Origin of the sequence: Clostridium sp. YIM B02551, assembly GCF_022324735.1 — a bacterium.
GTDB lineage: Bacteria > Bacillota > Clostridia > Clostridiales > Clostridiaceae > Clostridium_T > Clostridium_T paridis.
In genome coordinates this window covers 25,155-42,458 of sequence record NZ_JAKGTF010000022.1, presented here as the reverse complement: position 1 = coordinate 42,458, position 17,304 = coordinate 25,155, and the positions used below count along the sequence as shown (strand labels likewise).

General features: G+C 29.8%; 16 protein-coding genes. 9 read left to right on the top strand and 7 right to left on the bottom strand.

Features of this window, described 5'->3' with window-relative positions; translation table 11 throughout:
• Positions 1 to 529: 529 nt before the first annotated feature.
• From gyrA to dnaA, 7 genes are all read right to left on the bottom strand, one after another.
• Entirely contained in the window at positions 530 to 3,052 is a 2,523-nt protein-coding gene (gene gyrA / locus L1S47_RS19600; RefSeq protein WP_238886596.1) for a DNA gyrase subunit A, read from the bottom strand.
• 21 nt (positions 3,053 to 3,073) lie between these two features.
• Positions 3,074 to 4,990: a DNA topoisomerase (ATP-hydrolyzing) subunit B gene (gene gyrB, locus L1S47_RS19595; protein WP_275297889.1), complete on the bottom strand. Its 1,917-nt coding sequence runs from the start codon at positions 4,988 to 4,990 to the stop codon at positions 3,074 to 3,076.
• Positions 4,991 to 5,051: 61 nt separating this feature from the next.
• Positions 5,052 to 5,312, bottom strand: coding sequence for an extracellular matrix regulator RemB (remB, locus tag L1S47_RS19590; protein ID WP_202765865.1), 261 nt, complete (start codon positions 5,310 to 5,312; stop codon positions 5,052 to 5,054).
• Positions 5,313 to 5,327: 15 nt separating this feature from the next.
• Positions 5,328 to 6,413 carry a DNA replication/repair protein RecF gene (gene recF, locus L1S47_RS19585; protein WP_238886592.1) on the bottom strand — a complete coding sequence of 362 codons (1,086 nt, stop codon included), beginning with the start codon at positions 6,411 to 6,413 and terminating at the stop codon, positions 5,328 to 5,330.
• Between the two features lie 33 nt (positions 6,414 to 6,446).
• On the bottom strand, positions 6,447 to 6,653 hold the full coding sequence (gene yaaA / locus L1S47_RS19580) for a S4 domain-containing protein YaaA (protein ID WP_202765867.1): 207 nt from the start codon (positions 6,651 to 6,653) through the stop codon (positions 6,447 to 6,449).
• 61 nt (positions 6,654 to 6,714) lie between these two features.
• Positions 6,715 to 7,827: a DNA polymerase III subunit beta gene (gene dnaN, locus L1S47_RS19575; protein WP_238886590.1), complete on the bottom strand. Its 1,113-nt coding sequence runs from the start codon at positions 7,825 to 7,827 to the stop codon at positions 6,715 to 6,717.
• 267 nt (positions 7,828 to 8,094) lie between these two features.
• Entirely contained in the window at positions 8,095 to 9,447 is a 1,353-nt protein-coding gene (gene dnaA / locus L1S47_RS19570; protein ID WP_238886588.1) for a chromosomal replication initiator protein DnaA, read from the bottom strand.
• Between the two features lie 555 nt (positions 9,448 to 10,002).
• On the opposite strand from dnaA, the gene rpmH reads away from it, so the two are divergent.
• The 9 genes from rpmH to noc all read left to right on the top strand — a co-directional run bounded on the left by rpmH (position 10,003) and on the right by noc (position 17,231).
• Positions 10,003 to 10,137, top strand: a complete 135-nt coding sequence (rpmH, locus tag L1S47_RS19565) for a 50S ribosomal protein L34 (RefSeq protein WP_040214767.1) — start codon at positions 10,003 to 10,005, stop codon at positions 10,135 to 10,137.
• Between the two features lie 53 nt (positions 10,138 to 10,190).
• Positions 10,191 to 10,544, top strand: coding sequence for a ribonuclease P protein component (gene rnpA / locus L1S47_RS19560; RefSeq protein ID WP_238886586.1), 354 nt, complete (start codon positions 10,191 to 10,193; stop codon positions 10,542 to 10,544).
• Positions 10,544 to 10,753 (top strand): membrane protein insertion efficiency factor YidD, encoded by a 210-nt coding sequence (gene yidD / locus L1S47_RS19555; protein WP_202765872.1) that lies wholly within the window; start codon positions 10,544 to 10,546, stop codon positions 10,751 to 10,753. Before rnpA ends, yidD begins: the two co-directional genes overlap by 1 nt.
• Before the next feature lie 28 nt (positions 10,754 to 10,781).
• Complete coding sequence (yidC, locus tag L1S47_RS19550; RefSeq protein WP_238886584.1) at positions 10,782 to 11,462, top strand: membrane protein insertase YidC; 681 nt, start codon at positions 10,782 to 10,784, stop codon at positions 11,460 to 11,462.
• A gap of 49 nt (positions 11,463 to 11,511) precedes the next feature.
• Positions 11,512 to 12,138, top strand: coding sequence for an RNA-binding cell elongation regulator Jag/EloR (jag, locus tag L1S47_RS19545; RefSeq protein WP_202765873.1), 627 nt, complete (start codon positions 11,512 to 11,514; stop codon positions 12,136 to 12,138).
• Positions 12,139 to 12,315: 177 nt separating this feature from the next.
• Positions 12,316 to 13,689, top strand: coding sequence for a tRNA uridine-5-carboxymethylaminomethyl(34) synthesis GTPase MnmE (gene mnmE, locus L1S47_RS19540; RefSeq protein WP_238886582.1), 1,374 nt, complete (start codon positions 12,316 to 12,318; stop codon positions 13,687 to 13,689).
• A gap of 7 nt (positions 13,690 to 13,696) precedes the next feature.
• Entirely contained in the window at positions 13,697 to 15,580 is a 1,884-nt protein-coding gene (mnmG, locus tag L1S47_RS19535) for a tRNA uridine-5-carboxymethylaminomethyl(34) synthesis enzyme MnmG (protein WP_238886570.1), read from the top strand.
• 9 nt (positions 15,581 to 15,589) lie between these two features.
• Positions 15,590 to 16,309, top strand: coding sequence for a 16S rRNA (guanine(527)-N(7))-methyltransferase RsmG (gene rsmG, locus L1S47_RS19530; RefSeq protein ID WP_238886567.1), 720 nt, complete (start codon positions 15,590 to 15,592; stop codon positions 16,307 to 16,309).
• Positions 16,310 to 16,454: 145 nt separating this feature from the next.
• The gene (gene noc, locus L1S47_RS19525; RefSeq protein WP_238886565.1) at positions 16,455 to 17,231 is read left to right on the top strand and encodes a nucleoid occlusion protein; all 777 of its coding nucleotides are present in this window, start codon (positions 16,455 to 16,457) and stop codon (positions 17,229 to 17,231) included.
• Positions 17,232 to 17,304 lie beyond the last annotated feature (73 nt).

Below are 17,304 nucleotides of genomic sequence, written 5' to 3'. Positions count from 1 at the left end.
CTCAAAAGATTACGTTGACTTAAGTTTATTTCTAAATCTTACTTCATTTCCTCTGTTTAATTTTCAAAGACCAATTTGTTTTTCGCATTTAAGCGACTTCTATATGTTATCAAAACATTTTTTGTTTGTCAACTACTTTTTTCAAAGTTTTTGTTGACTTGTTTGTCCTTATTTGAAGGACGTGTTTTATGATAACATCTCTATAACTATAATATGTTTATATATAATAGCATTAACTTATGTTATTCTATTATTCCTTTTGTATCCTTCTAATTACTATGTATTCCTATTATTGACACACAAGGTTAAGTTTATGTTACATAATCTAAGTATGACTTCCATAAATGATAAGTTTTAGCACTTAACCACATAAAAACTTAAATAAATCAAAAAACTATATTGATATTTTTATATTAATATATACTAACTTCATAAAAAACTTTTATACTTAATCTTCATAATGAAAAGAGGATATCTCGTTTTATGATTAAAAAATCATTCAAGATATCCTCTTAACTATATAACTTTTTTAATTATCATCTTCTGCTCTCTCTAAAAGACTTTCTAATGAATTATCATTAACATTAGTTATTTCACTACCATCTTCTAATAATTCTGATTCTTCACTAGACTCTGAAGAAGAAATTTTAGCTATTGCAACTATCTTTTCTTCTTCATTAGTTCTCATTAGTGTTACTCCCATTGCTGATCTACTTGTGACAGAAATACCTGAAACATTTATTCTAATTGCTACACCTGATGTATTTATAAGCATCATTTCATCATCTGGCTTACATACAGTTGCTCCAACTAACTTACCTGTTTTCTCAGCCACTTTGTAAGTTATAAGACCCATTCCACCTCTATTTTGTGTTTTGTATTCAGTTAATGGTGTTCTTTTACCGAATCCATTTTCACTTATAACTAATAACTCTTCATCAGGAGTAGCTATATCCATACAAACAGCAATATCATCTTTTCTTAATGATATAGCTTTTACACCTGAAGCAGTTCTTCCCATAGGTCTAACATCTTTTTCACTAAACTTAATTGCAATACCATTTTGTGTTGCTATTATAATTTCTGCATCACCATATGTTTGTTTAACCTTTAGTAACTCATCACCATCTCTTAGATTTATAGCAATTAATCCATTTCTTCTAAGATTCTTAAATTCATCTATTGGGGTCTTTTTAACAATTCCCTTCTTAGTAGCCATAAATAAGAATCCATCTGGATTAACATCTTTAACAGATAACACCGTCTCAATACGCTCATCTTGTTCAATAGGTATAAGATTAATAATATTAGTTCCTTTTGCTGTTCTTCCTGCATCAGGAATCTCATATGCTCTACGTTTATATACTCTACCTCTATTAGTAAAGAATAGTATATCTGAATGAGTAGATGTTACTACAACATGCTCTACAAAGTCATCTTCTTTTGTAGTCATTGCCTGTATTCCCTTACCCCCTCTTCTTTGGGCAGAGTAAGTGTCAGCTAAAATTCTCTTAACATAGCCTGTATGAGTTAATGTTATTACAACATCCTCTTCTTGAATTAGATCTTCAATATCTATTTCATTTTCTTGTTTTTCGATTACTGTTCTTCTTTCATCGCCATATCTTTCTTTGATTTCTATAAGTTCTTCTTTGATTACGCCTAGTAATTTTTCCTCAGAAGATAATATTTCATTTAATCTATTGATTAAAGTCATAAGTTCATTATACTCATCTTCAATTTTGTCTCTTTCTAATCCTGTTAATCTAGCAAGTCTCATATCTAATATTGCTTGAGATTGTTTTTCGCTTAGATTAAATCTTTCAATAAGTGTATTTCTAGCTATTTCTGAATTTTTAGAACCTCTAATAATACTTATTACTTCATCGATATTATCTAAAGCAATTTTTAATCCCTCTAAAATATGAGCTCTTTCTTGTGCTTTATTTAATTCAAATACTGTTCTTCTTGTAATAACTTCTTTTTGGAAATTTACATAGTGTACTAGTATCTCTTTTAAGTTTAAAACCTTTGGTTCATTATCTACTAGTGCAATTGTATTTACACCAAAGGTATCTTGCATCTTTGTATGCTTAAATAGTAAGTTTAGAACTACACTAGGATTTGCATCTTTTTTAAGTTCTATTACTATTCTCATACCTTCTCTATCAGATTCATCTCTTAAATCTGATATTCCATTTATTTTTTTATCTTTAACTAAATCTGCTATATTTTCTATTAGCTTAGCTTTATTTACTTGGTATGGAAGTTCGTTAACTATGATTTTTAATCTGCCTTTTTCTTCTTCTATTTCAGTTTTTGCTCTTACAACAACTCTTCCTCTACCTGTTTCATAAGCAGCCCTTATTCCAGCCTTACCCATTATTATTCCTGCTGTTGGGAAGTCTGGACCTTTAATTTTAGTCATCAAATCTAAAATTGTTACTTCTGGATCATCTATAAGCATAATTGTTCCATCTATAACTTCACCAAGATTATGAGGAGGTATATTTGTTGCCATACCTACTGCTATACCTGAAGAACCATTTACTAATAAATTTGGGAACCTTGAAGGTAATACTGAAGGTTCTTGCTCTTCACCATCAAAGTTTGGTATAAAATCTACAGTATTTTTATTTATATCTCTTAGCATTTCAGCAGCAATTTTATTCATTTTTGCTTCTGTATATCTCATAGCAGCTGCGCCATCACCATCAACAGAACCAAAATTTCCATGACCATCTACAAGCATATATCTCATAGAAAAATCTTGAGCCATTCTTACTAATGCTTCATAAACAGATGTATCTCCATGTGGATGATATTTACCTAAAACTTCCCCGACTATTCTTGCACACTTTCTATATCCTCTATCTGGTCTTAATCCAAGTTCGTGCATAGAAAATAAGATTCTTCTATGTACTGGCTTTAAACCATCTCTAACATCTGGAAGAGCACGCCCAACTATAACGCTCATAGCATAATCTATATAGCATTTTTTCATCTCATTTTTTATATCAACCTGAACTACTTTTCCCTCGTTATTATTCATTGCTTTCACCTCAATTCTGTACTAAATATCTAAGTTAACCACTTTACTTGCGTTATTTTGAATAAACTCTCTTCTAGGTTCTACTTTATCTCCCATAAGAATAGTAAATATCTCATCTGCAGCCATTGCATCTTCAATAGTTGCTCTTAATAATACTCTTTGTTCAGGATCCATAGTTGTTTCCCATAGCTGAGTAGCATTCATTTCACCTAAACCTTTGTATCTTTGAATGTCAGTATTATTATCTTTTCCACCAAGTTCAATTAATGTATTTTCTAATTCTTTATCTGAATATACATATACATCCTTTTTAGCCTTTGACACCTTATATAAAGGTGGCTGTGCTATATATACATGTCCTTGGTCTACTAATTCTCTCATATATCTGTAGAAGAATGTTAATAATAGTGTTCTAATATGCGCACCATCAACATCCGCATCTGTCATTATTATTATTCTATTGTATCTTATCTTTTCTATATCAAAATCTTTACCAATACCTGCTCCAAATGCAGTAACCATACTTCTTATTGTATCTGAGTTAAGAATCTTATCTAGTCTTTGTTTCTCAACATTCATTATTTTTCCTCTTAACGGAAGTATTGCTTGGAATTTTCTATCTCTGCCTTGCTTAGCAGATCCACCAGCTGAGTCTCCCTCAACTATATAAATTTCACATTCCATAGGATCCTTAGACGAACAATCTGCTAGTTTTCCTGGTAATGCGCTTCTTTCTAACACAGATTTTCTAGTAAGTTCTCTTGCTTTCCTAGCTGCTTCTCTTGCTCTTGCTGCTACTAAAGCTTTATCTACCACAATCTTACCTACTGAAGGGTTTTCTTCTAAGTATAAGGCTACACTTTCACCTAGAATACCATCCACTATACCTCTAACTTCAGAGTTTCCAAGTTTAGTCTTTGTTTGTCCTTCAAATTGAGGCTCAGATATTTTAACTGATATAACAGCGGTTAATCCTTCTCTTATATCTTCACCAGAAAGATTTTTATCATTCTCTTTTAAGTGTCCAAACTTCTTAGCATAATCATTCATTACTCTAGTAAGAGCTGTCTTAAATCCAACTAAGTGTGTTCCACCCTCAATGGTATCTATGTTATTTGCGAAAGAAAATATATTTTCGTTATATCCATCATGATATTGTAAAGCAACTTCAACAGCTACCCCATCTCTTACACCTTCAACATAAATAGGCTCTTCGTGTAAAACTTCTCTATTTCTATTTAAGTAACTTACAAATGATTTAATTCCACCTTCGTAGAAATAGTCTTCTTCTTTTTCATCTCTTTCATCAACTAGTCTAATACTTATTCCTTTATTTAAAAATGCTAGCTCTCTTAATCTATTTGATAATATTTCAAAATCAAATACAGTCTCTTCGAAAATATCTGCATCTGGCTTAAAATGAACTTTTGTTCCGTGTTCTTCATCTTCAGCATCAGCTATTTTAATTAAATCACTTGTAACTGCACCTCTAGAATATGTTTGTTTCCAAACATGACCCTCTCTAGTTACAGTAACTTCACACTCGTCAGATAAGGCATTAACAACTGAAGCACCAACACCATGTAATCCTCCAGAAACCTTGTATCCTCCGCCACCAAATTTTCCACCAGCATGAAGTATTGTCATAATAACTTCAACTGTAGGTTTTCCCATTTTAGGATGTATTCCTACTGGCATACCTCTTCCATCATCTATTACAGTTATAGAATTATCTTTATGTATATAAACATCTATATTTTTGCAATATCCAGCTAAAGCTTCATCAATACTATTATCAACAATTTCGTATACTAAATGATGTAATCCTCTAGAACTAGTACTCCCTATATACATACCAGGTCTTTTTCTTACTGCCTCTAATCCTTCAAGAACCTGTATCTGACTTTCATCATAACTTTGTTTATTCTGTTCCAACATGTAACTCCTCCTACTTCTAAAATTTAAGATATTATATCTTTAAGTTAAACATTGGACTAACTTAAGGATTATATTCTACATCAGTTCTTTTTGTTAATGTAGATGATGAAATTGGAGAAAGATAAATCTTGCTCTTTTTATCTACCTCTGCAATAACAAAAGATTTAGGTTTTTCCTTTGAGATTCTCTCTACAAAACCATCTTCTTCTGCCAATCTTAAGAATTGTATAGTATCAGAACTATACATAGTATTTTGTAAGTCAAATATCCCTATAACGTCTTTTACTGGAACTACTACATTTTCTCCCAAGTGTAAAAACACAAATATTCCTCCTTGCTAACTAATAACAACTCCATCGTTAACTTTAAAAACTTTAGATTCACTATTTAAATATCTAGATATATCCTCTATTCCCGTTCCGGTTATTATTGTTTGAATTCCACTTATTGAATTCAATATATAAGATTTTCTTGTAAAATCTAATTCTGATAAAACATCATCCAAAAGAAGTACTGGATATTCTCCAGTAATATCTTTTATAATGCTTAGAGATGCAAATTTAATGGTTAGGACAGATGTTCTTTGCTGCCCTTGAGAACCAAAACTTTTTGCATCTATGTTATTTATCAATATTTCAAAGTCATCTCTATGAGGTCCTACACTAGTTAATCTTCTTTCAATATCTTTCGATCTATTTTTAACTAATAAATCTTTAAAGGATATTTTTATATTATCATTATCTTTAACAGTGGATGTGTACTTAAACTTAATCTCTTCTTTTCCAGAAGTTATTTCTTTATGAATATCATAACTATGAAGATTTAACTTCTCTATATAATCTAATCTGCATTTTATTATATAGCTTCCAAATTCAACAAGTTGATCGTCATATATATCTAGCATGAAGTTATCTACATTTTTAGATTTTAGTATGATATTTCTTTCGTTTATAATTTTGTTATATTGAACAAGATTATAATAATACTTATTACTTAACTGGCATAATTCCATATCCAAAAATTTTCTTCTGATTCCTGGAGATTCTTTTACAATTTTCAAATCTTCTGGTGAAAACATAACTACATTGAATATTCCAATTAATTGATCTATTTTATTAATCTTTATAGAATTAACTCGTATAGCTTTCTTACCATCTTTTAAAATATTTATTTCTATAGTCTTATCGAGTCTCTCTTTTCCAACCTTTAAACTTATGTACGACCTATCCTCATTCCATTTGATTAATTCCTTATCTTTTGAGGTTCTATGAGATTTTGCAAAACCACAATAATATATGGCTTCTAAAATATTTGTTTTGCCTTGTGCATTATCTCCTATAAACACATTAACGCTATTTGATAATTCTATCTCTAAACTTTTATAATTTCTGTAGTTTAACAAAAGTAATTTTTTAACAAACATAAAAACACCCAATTTAATTATAGCACAATATGCTTAAATTATTTTAAACTTTTCTTGCTGTATCTCTATTACGTCATTTACTCTTAATTTTTTACCTCTTTGGGTGCATACTTCTCCGTTAACTTTTACTTCACCCTCTTGAATTAAAAACTTAGCCTCCGATCCAAGAGAGGCTACCCCAACCCATTTTAAAAAAGAATCTAATTTTATGAATTCAGTGCTTATTTCTATTTCGTTCATAATTATAATATCAACCTAATGCATAAATATGCATTAAATATGAATAATCTCCTTTCGCTAACTATCTTGCTAATCTTACAGGTAGAACAAGATATTTAGAATTATCAGTTTCATTACATCTTATTACACATGGACTAACGCTTGATGTAAGTTCAAGCATTACTTCATCAGAGTCCATTACTTTAAGAACATCAATTAAGTACCTAGAGTTAAATGCAATTTGTATCTCGTCTCCTTGCAAATTTACACCAACTTCCTCTCTTACCTTTCCCAATTGAGAATTAGAAGTGATTATTAGAGTGTCACCAACCAATTCAAATTTAATTAAGTTAGTATTTCCCTCTTTTGCCATTAATGATGCTCTTTCAATACAATTTTGTAGATCTTGTCTGTTAACAGTAACTAAACCCTTATATTCTTGAGGTAATAAGGATTTATATTTTATAAATTCTCCTTCTAATAATCTTGATATAACCTTAGTTTCACCTAAGTTAAATAATATATGATTAGTAGTAAAAGTAATATCTACAACATCTTCACTATCCTCTAGGATTTTAGCTACTTCATTTAGAGTTTTTCCAGGTATTACTGAACTAATTGTATTTTCAGAATCTATTAACTCACTTCTTATTGCCAATCTATATCCATCTAAAGCTACTAAATTCAAATATGAATTATTAACCTCAAATAAAATTCCTTGAAGTATTGGTCTTGTTTCATCTTGTGCGATAGCAAATGATGTACCTTTTATCATATTCTTTAATAGATTTTGAGGAATAGAAAATAACTTAGTTTCATTAATTGCTGGAAGCTCTGGGAAATCTGATGGATTCATATGAACTAAGTTAAATACTGATTTCTTACAAGTTATTTGTATTATATTATTACCTTCTTCAACACCAAGAGTTTCTATTGTAACTAAGTCATTAGGTAATTTTCTTATTATTTCTCCAAATATTTTTGCATCTACAACAATTGATCCAGGTTCGATAACTTCAGAATCTATAATTGTTTCTATTGATACATCTACATCTGATCCTATTAATGTTAATTTTGAATCTTTTGCATTTAAGTAGACACCTTCTAATATAGGCATTGTAGATTTTCCTGTTATTGCTTTTTGAGCTATTGATATAGCATCTTGTAACTTTGATTTTTCACATATAAATTTCATATTTAACCTCCATAATTATGAACATTTACTAACAATATAAATTACTTATTATAGATAAAATAATAGATAAAAATATAGTAATAATAGTAGTAGGGGCTGTGAATTTGTTGAAAAGTACCTGCAGCCCTTATAAAATCAAGAAAGTTTGCAAAAAAATACTGTGGATAAGTCCGTACAAATTACTATGAGTTATCCACATTATTAGATGAAAGGTATCTCCTGAAATTTTATCCACATGATATTAACTTATGTTATGTACATTGTTACTTATTTTTGAGTTAATTTCTTTGTTATGTCGTTTACTGTGTTTTGTAGAACTTCATCTGTTTTTAAGTTTTGAGATATTTTTTCATATGCATGTATTACTGTAGTATGATCTCTTCCACCAAATTCTTCTCCTATCTTTGGTAAAGATAAATCAGTAAGCTTTCTACTTAAATACATAGCTATTTGTCTTGGATAGGCTACATTACGTGTTCTTCTTTGAGATTTTAGCTCCTCAACTCTAAGATTATAGTATGAGGAAACAACATCTTGAATTGTATCTATTGTTATATGCTTACTTTGTTTATTAGAAATAATATCTTTTAAAGCTTCACTTGCAAGATCTACTGTTATGTCTCTTCCTGTTAAGGATGAATATGCAACTATCCTTATTAGAGCGCCTTCAAGTTCTCTTATATTAGCTTTAATCTTTGTGGCTATATATACCATTACTTCATTAGCTACATTTAAATTTTCTACATCAGCTTTCTTTTTTAAGATTGCCATTCTTGTTTCAAAGTCTGGAGCTTGAATGTCAGCAATAAGCCCCCATTCGAATCTACTTCTCAACCTATCTTCTAATGTAGGAATTTCTTTCGGTGGTCTATCTGATGAAAGAATTATTTGCTTATTTGCGTCATGAAGCGCATTAAATGTATGGAAAAACTCTTCTTGAGTTCTTTCTTTTCCTGCTATAAACTGAACATCATCTATTAGCAGAACATCGACATTTCTATATCTGTTTCTGAATTCTTCATTCTTATCGTCTTTAATGGAGTTTATTAATTCGTTAGTAAATTTCTCTGATGAAACATAAACTACCTTTGATTTTGAATTGTTTTGTAAAATATAGTGTCCTATAGCATGCATAAGGTGAGTTTTACCAAGTCCCACACCACCATATATAAATAGTGGGTTATATGCTTTAGCAGGTGCTTCAGCAACAGCCAATGATGCAGCATGTGCAAATCTATTTGAATTACCAATGACAAAAGAATCAAAAGTATACTTCGGATTTAATGTTGCGGACATCTCATCACTTACAACTACTGAGCTTTCCTTTTGGACTTCCTTTGCAACGTCTTTAACTTCTTCCTTTTGAAAATCTGATTCAATTAGAAATTCTATATTATATTTTTTAGAGGAGATAAGTCTTATGGCATTTGCGACTAGATCTTTATATCTTTGCTCTAAAATATCTCTGGTAAATTCATTAGGAACACCTATCTTTATGCTATCTGAAGATATAGATAAGGGTTCGCAACTTTTTATCCATGTGTTGAAGCTAACTTCAGTCATCTCACTTTTTACTATATTTAATGTTTTTTCCCATAATTGATTTAGGTGGGTATCCATCTTATATCCTCCAGTCATTTTTTATAAAAAAAGAAAAAATTAATCAAAATAATTAATAAACGAATATATATAAACAAATTACTAACAGTAAAATAATTGTACCATTTAAATAATTGACATTGTAGGTAGAATTATTCACATGTTAATTATTTTGTGAATAAATAGTTAAAAAAATAAATATGTTATATTATCAACATTTGTGGAAAAAATAACATTAACACTATAAACAATGAATATTAATGTTGAAATCAGCTCAAAATACTTAATGAAATAAAGAAATTAAGAAAAATTGAACAAGTTATGCACAAAGTTATTCACAGCTGTGGATAACTTTTACTCCACATAAGTTATTCACAATAGTATATTAATAATATCATAAACTGTAAAAGTGGTTCAATAATTTATCCACAAAAACTTATTATGTTAATAAATTTATCAACAAAATAAGTTTTCTTGACAGTAAAGGTATTGAAATATATAATTATAAAGTAAAACTTCAAAATGAAATAAGTATAGTTTTACTATAGAAATATATATTGAAGGGGGTGTAGCGTTATGTTCATGACATACCAACCTAAAAAGAAACAAAGAAAAAGAGAGCATGGATTTAGAAAGAGAATGAGCACTCTATCAGGAAGAAACGTGCTTAAGAGAAGAAGACAAAAAGGAAGAAAAAGATTAACAGCATAAGGGCCGCAGTTGTGGCCTTTTTCTGCAAATGCAGAAAAAGGGGAATCTTATAAATGAGTATGCATAAGATTAGAAAAAATATCGAATTTAGAAACGTATATAGAAGAGGGAAGTCTCTTTCAAATGAAAATTTAGTTCTCTATATATATAATAATGGAAGAAATAGAGACGAAAATAATGAAAAGTTTAATAGAGTTGGAATTTCAGTAAGTAAAAAAGTAGGAAAAAGCGTAACTAGAAGTAGGGTTAAAAGATTAATATTAGAAAGTTATAGACTTAATTCTAAAGATTTAAAAGAAGGATTTGATTTTGTTTTTGTTGCAAGAACTGCAATAAAGGATAAACCATATTCGGAAGTACAAAAATCTGTGTTAAATTTATTTAAAAGGGCAGGATTAAATAAATAATGAAAAAGTTATTGATTTTTCCAATCAAGTTATATAGAAAATTTATATCACCTTTTACAAAACCTAGTTGCATATATACTCCGACCTGTTCTCAATATGCTATAGAAGCCATTGAAAAATATGGAGCGATTAAGGGTGGTTTTATGGCTATAAAAAGAATTCTAAGATGTCATCCTTTTCATAAGGGTGGTTATGATCCAGTGAAGTAAAGAGTTAATATTTTAGGAGGTATTTAATTTGTTTCAAGTTATTGTTGATTTCATGTACAACATCGTGGAGAAGCTTCATGATTTAATTGTTAATATAGGTATTACGGATGTGGGTGTTTCATATGTACTAGCTGTAATATTATTTACATTAATAGTAAGATTATTTTTATTACCATTAAATATAAAATCAACTAGATCAACTGCAAAAATGCAGGAGATTCAACCAGAAGTTAAGAAATTACAAACAAAATACAAGAATAGTCCGGAAAAATTAAATCAGGAAATGATGAAATTATATAAAGAAAATAATGTAAGTATGACTGGTGGTTGTCTACCTATGATCATACAAATGCCTATACTTTTTGCTCTTTACTGGGCGTTTAGACAAATACATCAAGTTTCAGGTGCTGATTTCTTATGGATACCTAACTTAGCATTAAGAGATCCATATTTTATACTACCAGTATTAGCTGCAGGCTCTACTTATTTGTCAACAGTCTTTACAACTAAGGTAAATGCTGCAAGTGTAGAAAATTCACCTATGAATATGTCTACTATGAATATAGGTATGTCTGTTATGATAGGTGTTTCTGCTATTAATTTTGAATCCTTATTAGTAATTTATTGGATTGTAGGAAGCTTGATTCAAATGCTTCAAACATATGTAATAGTTGTTCTACCAAAGAAAAATAAGGCTAAGGCAGCTTAGTTTTAATTTATAAGTATATTTTAAGTACAACAAGGTGGGTGAATTGGGTATGAAGCAGATTGAAGTTAATGGAAAATCTGTTGATGAAGCAGTAGAAAGTGCTTTAAAGGAACTTAATGTTACTAAAGATAAGGTTGAAATTGAGATTTTAGATGAAGGAAATAAGGGATTTCTTAGTTTATTTGGCTCTAAACCTGCAAAAGTTAGAGTAAAAGTTAAAAGAGACTATATTCAAGATGCTAAGAAATTTTTAAGAGATGTCTTAAATTCAATGGATATCAAAGCTGAGATTAAGATTAAAGAAGAGGACGATGTAATAAAAATTGACTTAATTGGACCTAAGATGGGACTAATAATTGGTTACAGAGGAGAGACCCTAGATTCTTTACAATACTTAGTATCTCTTGTTGTAAATAAAGGTCATGAGACTTCATATAAGAGAGTTATATTAGATACTGAAAATTATAGATTTAAGAGAGAAGAAACACTAAAAAGAGTAGCTAGTAAAACTGCTTATAAGGTTCTTAAATTTAAAAAAGTTGTTAAATTAGAACCAATGAATCCTTATGAAAGAAGAATCATACATGCAGCATTGCAAGGAAATGAATCTGTATATACTTATAGTGAAGGTGAAGAACCATACAGAAGAATCGTTGTTGATTTAAAAAAGAATTAAAATATGTTTAAAATAGTATAAAAAAATTTAAGAGATGGCTTTTGGGTCATCTCTTAGTTTATTGAGAAAATTTTTTATTTTATATAGTATTTTATAATTTAATTATGTAAAATGAATATTAGATTTTAATTATTAGCAATAATATAGGTAAAGGAAAATTAAGGAGGCCTATTCTGAATGAAGGAATTTGATACTATCGCTGCTGTAGCCACACCCGTTGGCGAAGGTGGAATATCAATTATTAGAGTATCTGGACAAAAGTCCTTGGAGATTGTTGATAGAGTTTTCAAAGGAGTTAAGGAAAGAAGATTAATAGATATTAATTCATATACTATGAGATATGGTTTTATAATTGATAATGATGAATTAATTGATGAAGTTATAGTTAGTTATATGAAAGGACCTAAAAGTTTTACTGCTGAAGATGTAGTTGAGATTAATTGCCACGGTGGAATCATCTCAACAAATAGAGTTCTTGATGTTATAGTTAAAGCTGGTGCAAGATTGGCTGAACCAGGTGAATTTACGAAAAGAGCATTTATAAATGGAAGGATAGATTTAAGTCAAGCAGAAGCTGTAATAGATATAATTAGAGCAAAGACTGACTTATCTATGAAATCTGCATTAGTACAAAGTCAGGGTAAACTTTCCCGGGAAATAAATAGATTAAGAGAGTATCTTCTTAATGTATTAGCGCTTATTGAATATGATGTTGATTTTACTGAAGATGATGAGGAGCCAGATGAAACAGTTTCTTTAAGAGTAAATGATAGTTTGATTAAAACAGTGAAAGATATAAATAGTCTACTAGAGAATGCTGAAGAGGGAAAACTTATAAGAGATGGATTGAAATTGGTTATAATTGGAAAGCCTAATGTTGGGAAATCATCTTTGCTTAATGCATTACTCCAAGAAAAAAGGGCAATAGTTACTGATATACCTGGTACTACAAGAGATGTAATTGAAGAGTACATTAATCTTGATGGTATACCATTAAAAATTATTGATACGGCAGGAATAAGAGAAACAGAGGATATTGTAGAAAAAATTGGAGTAGAAAAGTCTAGGGAAAAGATTGAGGAAGCTGATTTAGTTGTACTGATGCTTGATGTTAGTAGACCTTTAGATGATGAAGATTTAGAAATAATTAATTATGTCAAAGATAAAAAATACATAGTTCTATTTAATAAGGTAGATTTAGATAGCAATATTTCAGGAGAAGTGTTGAATGAGCTTGAAAATAAAATTAATATATCAGCAAAAACCGGTTTAGGGTTAGAAAATTTAAAAGATAAAATAAAAGAATTATTCTTTAATGGAAAGTTAGATGGAGAGAGTGTTATTGTATCAAATACAAGACATAAGGAGGCTCTTTATAGAGCAAGAGAGAATTGTCTTTCCGCTATTGAAAGTATAAAAAATGGAGATTTTATAGATTTAGTATCTATATACGTGACATCAGGTTTGAAAGCATTAGGAGAAATTACAGGTTCTGAACTTGAAGAGGACCTAGTAAACAAAATTTTTACAGAATTTTGCGTAGGAAAGTAGGAAAATTATGAAATATTTAGCAGGAGAGTTTGATGTAATAATAGTTGGAGCAGGTCATGCAGGTTGTGAAGCAGCACTTGCTTCTGCGCGTATAGGTTGTAAATCATTGTTATGCACAATGAATTTGGATTCAATTGCATTAATGCCTTGTAACCCTAATATTGGAGGTACTGCAAAAGGACATTTAGTTAGAGAAATTGATGCACTTGGCGGAGAAATGGGTATTAATATAGATAATACTTTTATTCAATCAAGAATGCTTAATACATCTAAAGGGCCAGCAGTTCATTCACTTAGAGCTCAAGCAGATAAGAAAAAATATCAGTATAGGATGAAAAACATTATAGAAAAACAAGAAAATCTTTATTTAAGACAAATAGAGGTTGTTTCTCTTGAAAGTGAAGATGGGAAAGTTACAGGAGTAGTTACAAAGAATGGAGCTGTTTTTAAAGCGAAAGCCGTTGTTTTAGCAACTGGAACTTATCTAAAAGGAAGAGTAATTATTGGTGATGTTTCTTATAGTAGTGGTCCCAATGGTTTATTCCCTGCAAATGATTTATCCCAATCATTACTTGATTTAAATGTATCGCTAAGAAGATTTAAAACGGGAACACCCGCAAGAATAAATAGAAGAAGTGTAGATTTTTCAAAGATGATAGAACAAAAAGGTGATGACAGAATTGTTCCTTTCTCCTTTATGAATGATAATATTGATAGAGATCAAGTACCATGTTGGTTAACTTATACTAATGAAAATACTCATTCAATTATTAAAAATAATATTGATAGATCACCTATGTATAATGGATCAATTGAGGGAGTTGGACCAAGGTATTGCCCATCTATTGAGGATAAGGTAATGAAATTCCCAGATAAGCTTCAACATCAGATTTTTATTGAACCAGAAGGTGAAGATACTGAAGAAATGTATGTTGGTGGTATGAGTTCTTCTTTGCCAGAAGATGTACAAATACAAATGCTAAGAACTTTAGCTGGATTAGAGAATGTTGAAATGCTTAGAACAGCGTATGCAATTGAGTACGATTCTGTAGATCCTACAGAACTTAAACCAACACTTGAATTTAAGAAAATAGCAGGCTTATTTGGAGCAGGACAATTTAATGGAAGCTCTGGTTATGAAGAGGCAGGTGCTCAAGGTATTGTAGCTGGGATAAATGCAGCTTTAAAGGTAAGAGATGAAGACCCTATGATATTAACAAGATCAGATGGATATATAGGAGTATTAATTGATGACTTAGTTACAAAAGGTACAAGTGAACCCTATAGAATGATGACTTCAAGATCAGAATATAGACTTTTATTAAGACAAGATAATGCTGATTTAAGACTTACTGAGATTGGTTATAAAGTTGGGTTAGTAAGTGAAGAAAGATATAGTAGATTTTTGGAAAGAAAGAACAGGATTGATAGTGAGGTCAAGAGAGTTACGAATCTTCAAATTACTAACAAAAATGAAGTAAATGAGTTCTTGGTATCAATTGGGTCATCCGAACTTAAGAAACCAATATCTTTATATGAATTAATTAAAAGACCTGAGCTTGATTACTTCATGGTTGGACCACTTGATCCTGATCGTGAAGAATTACCTTATGATATTGGAGAGCAAGTTAATATAATTGCAAAATATGAAGGATATATTGAAAAGCAACTTGAGCAGGTAGAACAATTTAAAAAGTTTGAAAAAAGATTGATACCTCAAGACATTGATTATAATGATGTTAAGGGATTAAGAATAGAAGCTATTCAAAAACTCTCTAAAATTAGGCCTATAAATTTAGGTCAAGCTTCTAGAATTTCTGGAGTTTCTCCAGCCGATATATCCGTTCTTTTAATATATGTAGATCACTTTAATAGAAAAACTAATTCTTAGGAGGTTTTTATGGATTTATTTGAATTGATGAAGAATGCATGTGAAGAAGTTGATTTGGTTTTAACTAAAGAAAAATATAACCAATTTCAACTCTACAGAAAACTTCTTCAAGAGTGGAATGAAAAGATAAACTTAACTGCTATTGTCGAAGAAGAGGAGATAATTAAAAAGCACTTCATTGATAGTATAAAGATATTTAAATCAGTGGAACTTAGGAATTCTAAGTCAATAATAGATGTTGGGACAGGTGCTGGATTTCCAGGTTTGCCTATTGCTATAATGGATAGTAACATACAAGTGACTTTATTGGATTCATTAAATAAAAGAATTTTATTTTTAAATGAAGTTGTAAGTAAGCTTAATTTAAAAAATGTTAAGACTATTCATTCTAGAGCAGAAGATGGAGCTAGAAATAAGTTGTTAAGAGAAAAGTTTGATGTAACAGTATCCAGGGCTGTTGCTAATATGAGTGTACTTTCAGAATATTGTATGCCATATGTGAGAGTTGGTGGGAATTTTATAGCACTTAAAGGACCTTCTATAGATGAAGAGTTAATTGATGCTAAAAATGCAATTGGTACACTTGGAGGAGTACTAAAGGATGTTGTTTCTGTTAAAGTTGATGGAACTGACTTAAATCATAACTTAGTTATAGTTAGTAAAACTTCTAGCACATCAGCTATATATCCAAGAAAAGCTGGTACTATAACAAAAAAGCCAATTAAATAATTTGTATATATTTAACAAAAAATATATTAATTTGTAACTATTTGTATTACGATTTTTACATAAAAATAGAAGGAAAAATAAATGTTTTGTAGAAATTGGTAATTAATGGATTTTAATATAATTTTCATAAGGGATGGGATTTTAAATGCAAAACGAAATAATGTATATAAGCATTGATAGTATAATACCTAATACTTATCAGCCAAGAAAGTTTTTTGATGAAGTTGCTCTTACTGAATTATCTCAGTCTATTTGTCAATTTGGAATTATACAACCTCTTACTGTTAGAAAGAGAGGGGGTTTATTTGAATTAGTTGCTGGAGAAAGAAGATGGAGAGCAGCAAAACTTGCTAATTTAAATGAAGTTCCATGCACAATTATTGAAATAACTGATACTGAGTCTGCTGAAATTGCTTTGCTGGAAAATCTTCAACGTGAGGATTTGAATTTTATTGAAGAAGCAGAAGCATATTATAATTTGATAAATGAGCACCATTTTACACAAGATGATTTGGCAACAAGAATGGGTAAAAAACAATCTACAATAGCAAATAAGTTAAGATTATTGAAGTTAAGTTCAGAAGTAAGAAATATTTGTTTGGAAAATAATCTAACTGAAAGACATGCTAGGGCATTACTTTCATTGCCAGATGAAGTTCATCAGCTAAAGGTTGTAAAGAAAGTTATAAAGCAAAATTTAAATGTTAAAAGAACTGAGGAGTTAATAAATAAAGAACTTCTTAAATTAGCTGGTAATGAGTTAAGTTCTAAAGGCAAGAAAAGAATAACAGGAGTATTTGCACCTAAAATATATGTTAATTCAATTAAACAAGTTTTTGATAAATTTAAAATTCCAGCTGAATATAAATCAAAGGATTGTGGAGAGTATATCCAAATAACTGTTAACATTCCTAAAAAGTAATTTTAAAGTATGAGTGATATGTAAATCATTCATACTTTTTTTGTTTTATTAATGTTTCACGTGAAACATGATA

What these genes read in the sequence shown, in the direction of transcription:
- gyrA (WP_238886596.1), bottom strand. Translation starts at nt 3,052, where the DNA reads ATGAATAATAACGAGGGAAAAGTAGTTCAGGTTGATATAAAAAATGAG.
- gyrB (WP_275297889.1), bottom strand. Translation starts at nt 4,990, where the DNA reads ATGTTGGAACAGAATAAACAAAGTTATGATGAAAGTCAGATACAGGTT.
- recF (WP_238886592.1), bottom strand. Translation starts at nt 6,413, where the DNA reads ATGTTTGTTAAAAAATTACTTTTGTTAAACTACAGAAATTATAAAAGT.
- yaaA (WP_202765867.1), bottom strand. Translation starts at nt 6,653, where the DNA reads ATGAACGAAATAGAAATAAGCACTGAATTCATAAAATTAGATTCTTTT.
- dnaN (WP_238886590.1), bottom strand. Translation starts at nt 7,827, where the DNA reads ATGAAATTTATATGTGAAAAATCAAAGTTACAAGATGCTATATCAATA.
- dnaA (WP_238886588.1), bottom strand. Translation starts at nt 9,447, where the DNA reads ATGGATACCCACCTAAATCAATTATGGGAAAAAACATTAAATATAGTA.
- rpmH (WP_040214767.1), top strand. Translation starts at nt 10,003, where the DNA reads ATGTTCATGACATACCAACCTAAAAAGAAACAAAGAAAAAGAGAGCAT.
- rnpA (WP_238886586.1), top strand. Translation starts at nt 10,191, where the DNA reads ATGAGTATGCATAAGATTAGAAAAAATATCGAATTTAGAAACGTATAT.
- yidD (WP_202765872.1), top strand. Translation starts at nt 10,544, where the DNA reads ATGAAAAAGTTATTGATTTTTCCAATCAAGTTATATAGAAAATTTATA.
- jag (WP_202765873.1), top strand. Translation starts at nt 11,512, where the DNA reads ATGAAGCAGATTGAAGTTAATGGAAAATCTGTTGATGAAGCAGTAGAA.
- mnmE (WP_238886582.1), top strand. Translation starts at nt 12,316, where the DNA reads ATGAAGGAATTTGATACTATCGCTGCTGTAGCCACACCCGTTGGCGAA.
- mnmG (WP_238886570.1), top strand. Translation starts at nt 13,697, where the DNA reads ATGAAATATTTAGCAGGAGAGTTTGATGTAATAATAGTTGGAGCAGGT.
- rsmG (WP_238886567.1), top strand. Translation starts at nt 15,590, where the DNA reads ATGGATTTATTTGAATTGATGAAGAATGCATGTGAAGAAGTTGATTTG.
- noc (WP_238886565.1), top strand. Translation starts at nt 16,455, where the DNA reads ATGCAAAACGAAATAATGTATATAAGCATTGATAGTATAATACCTAAT.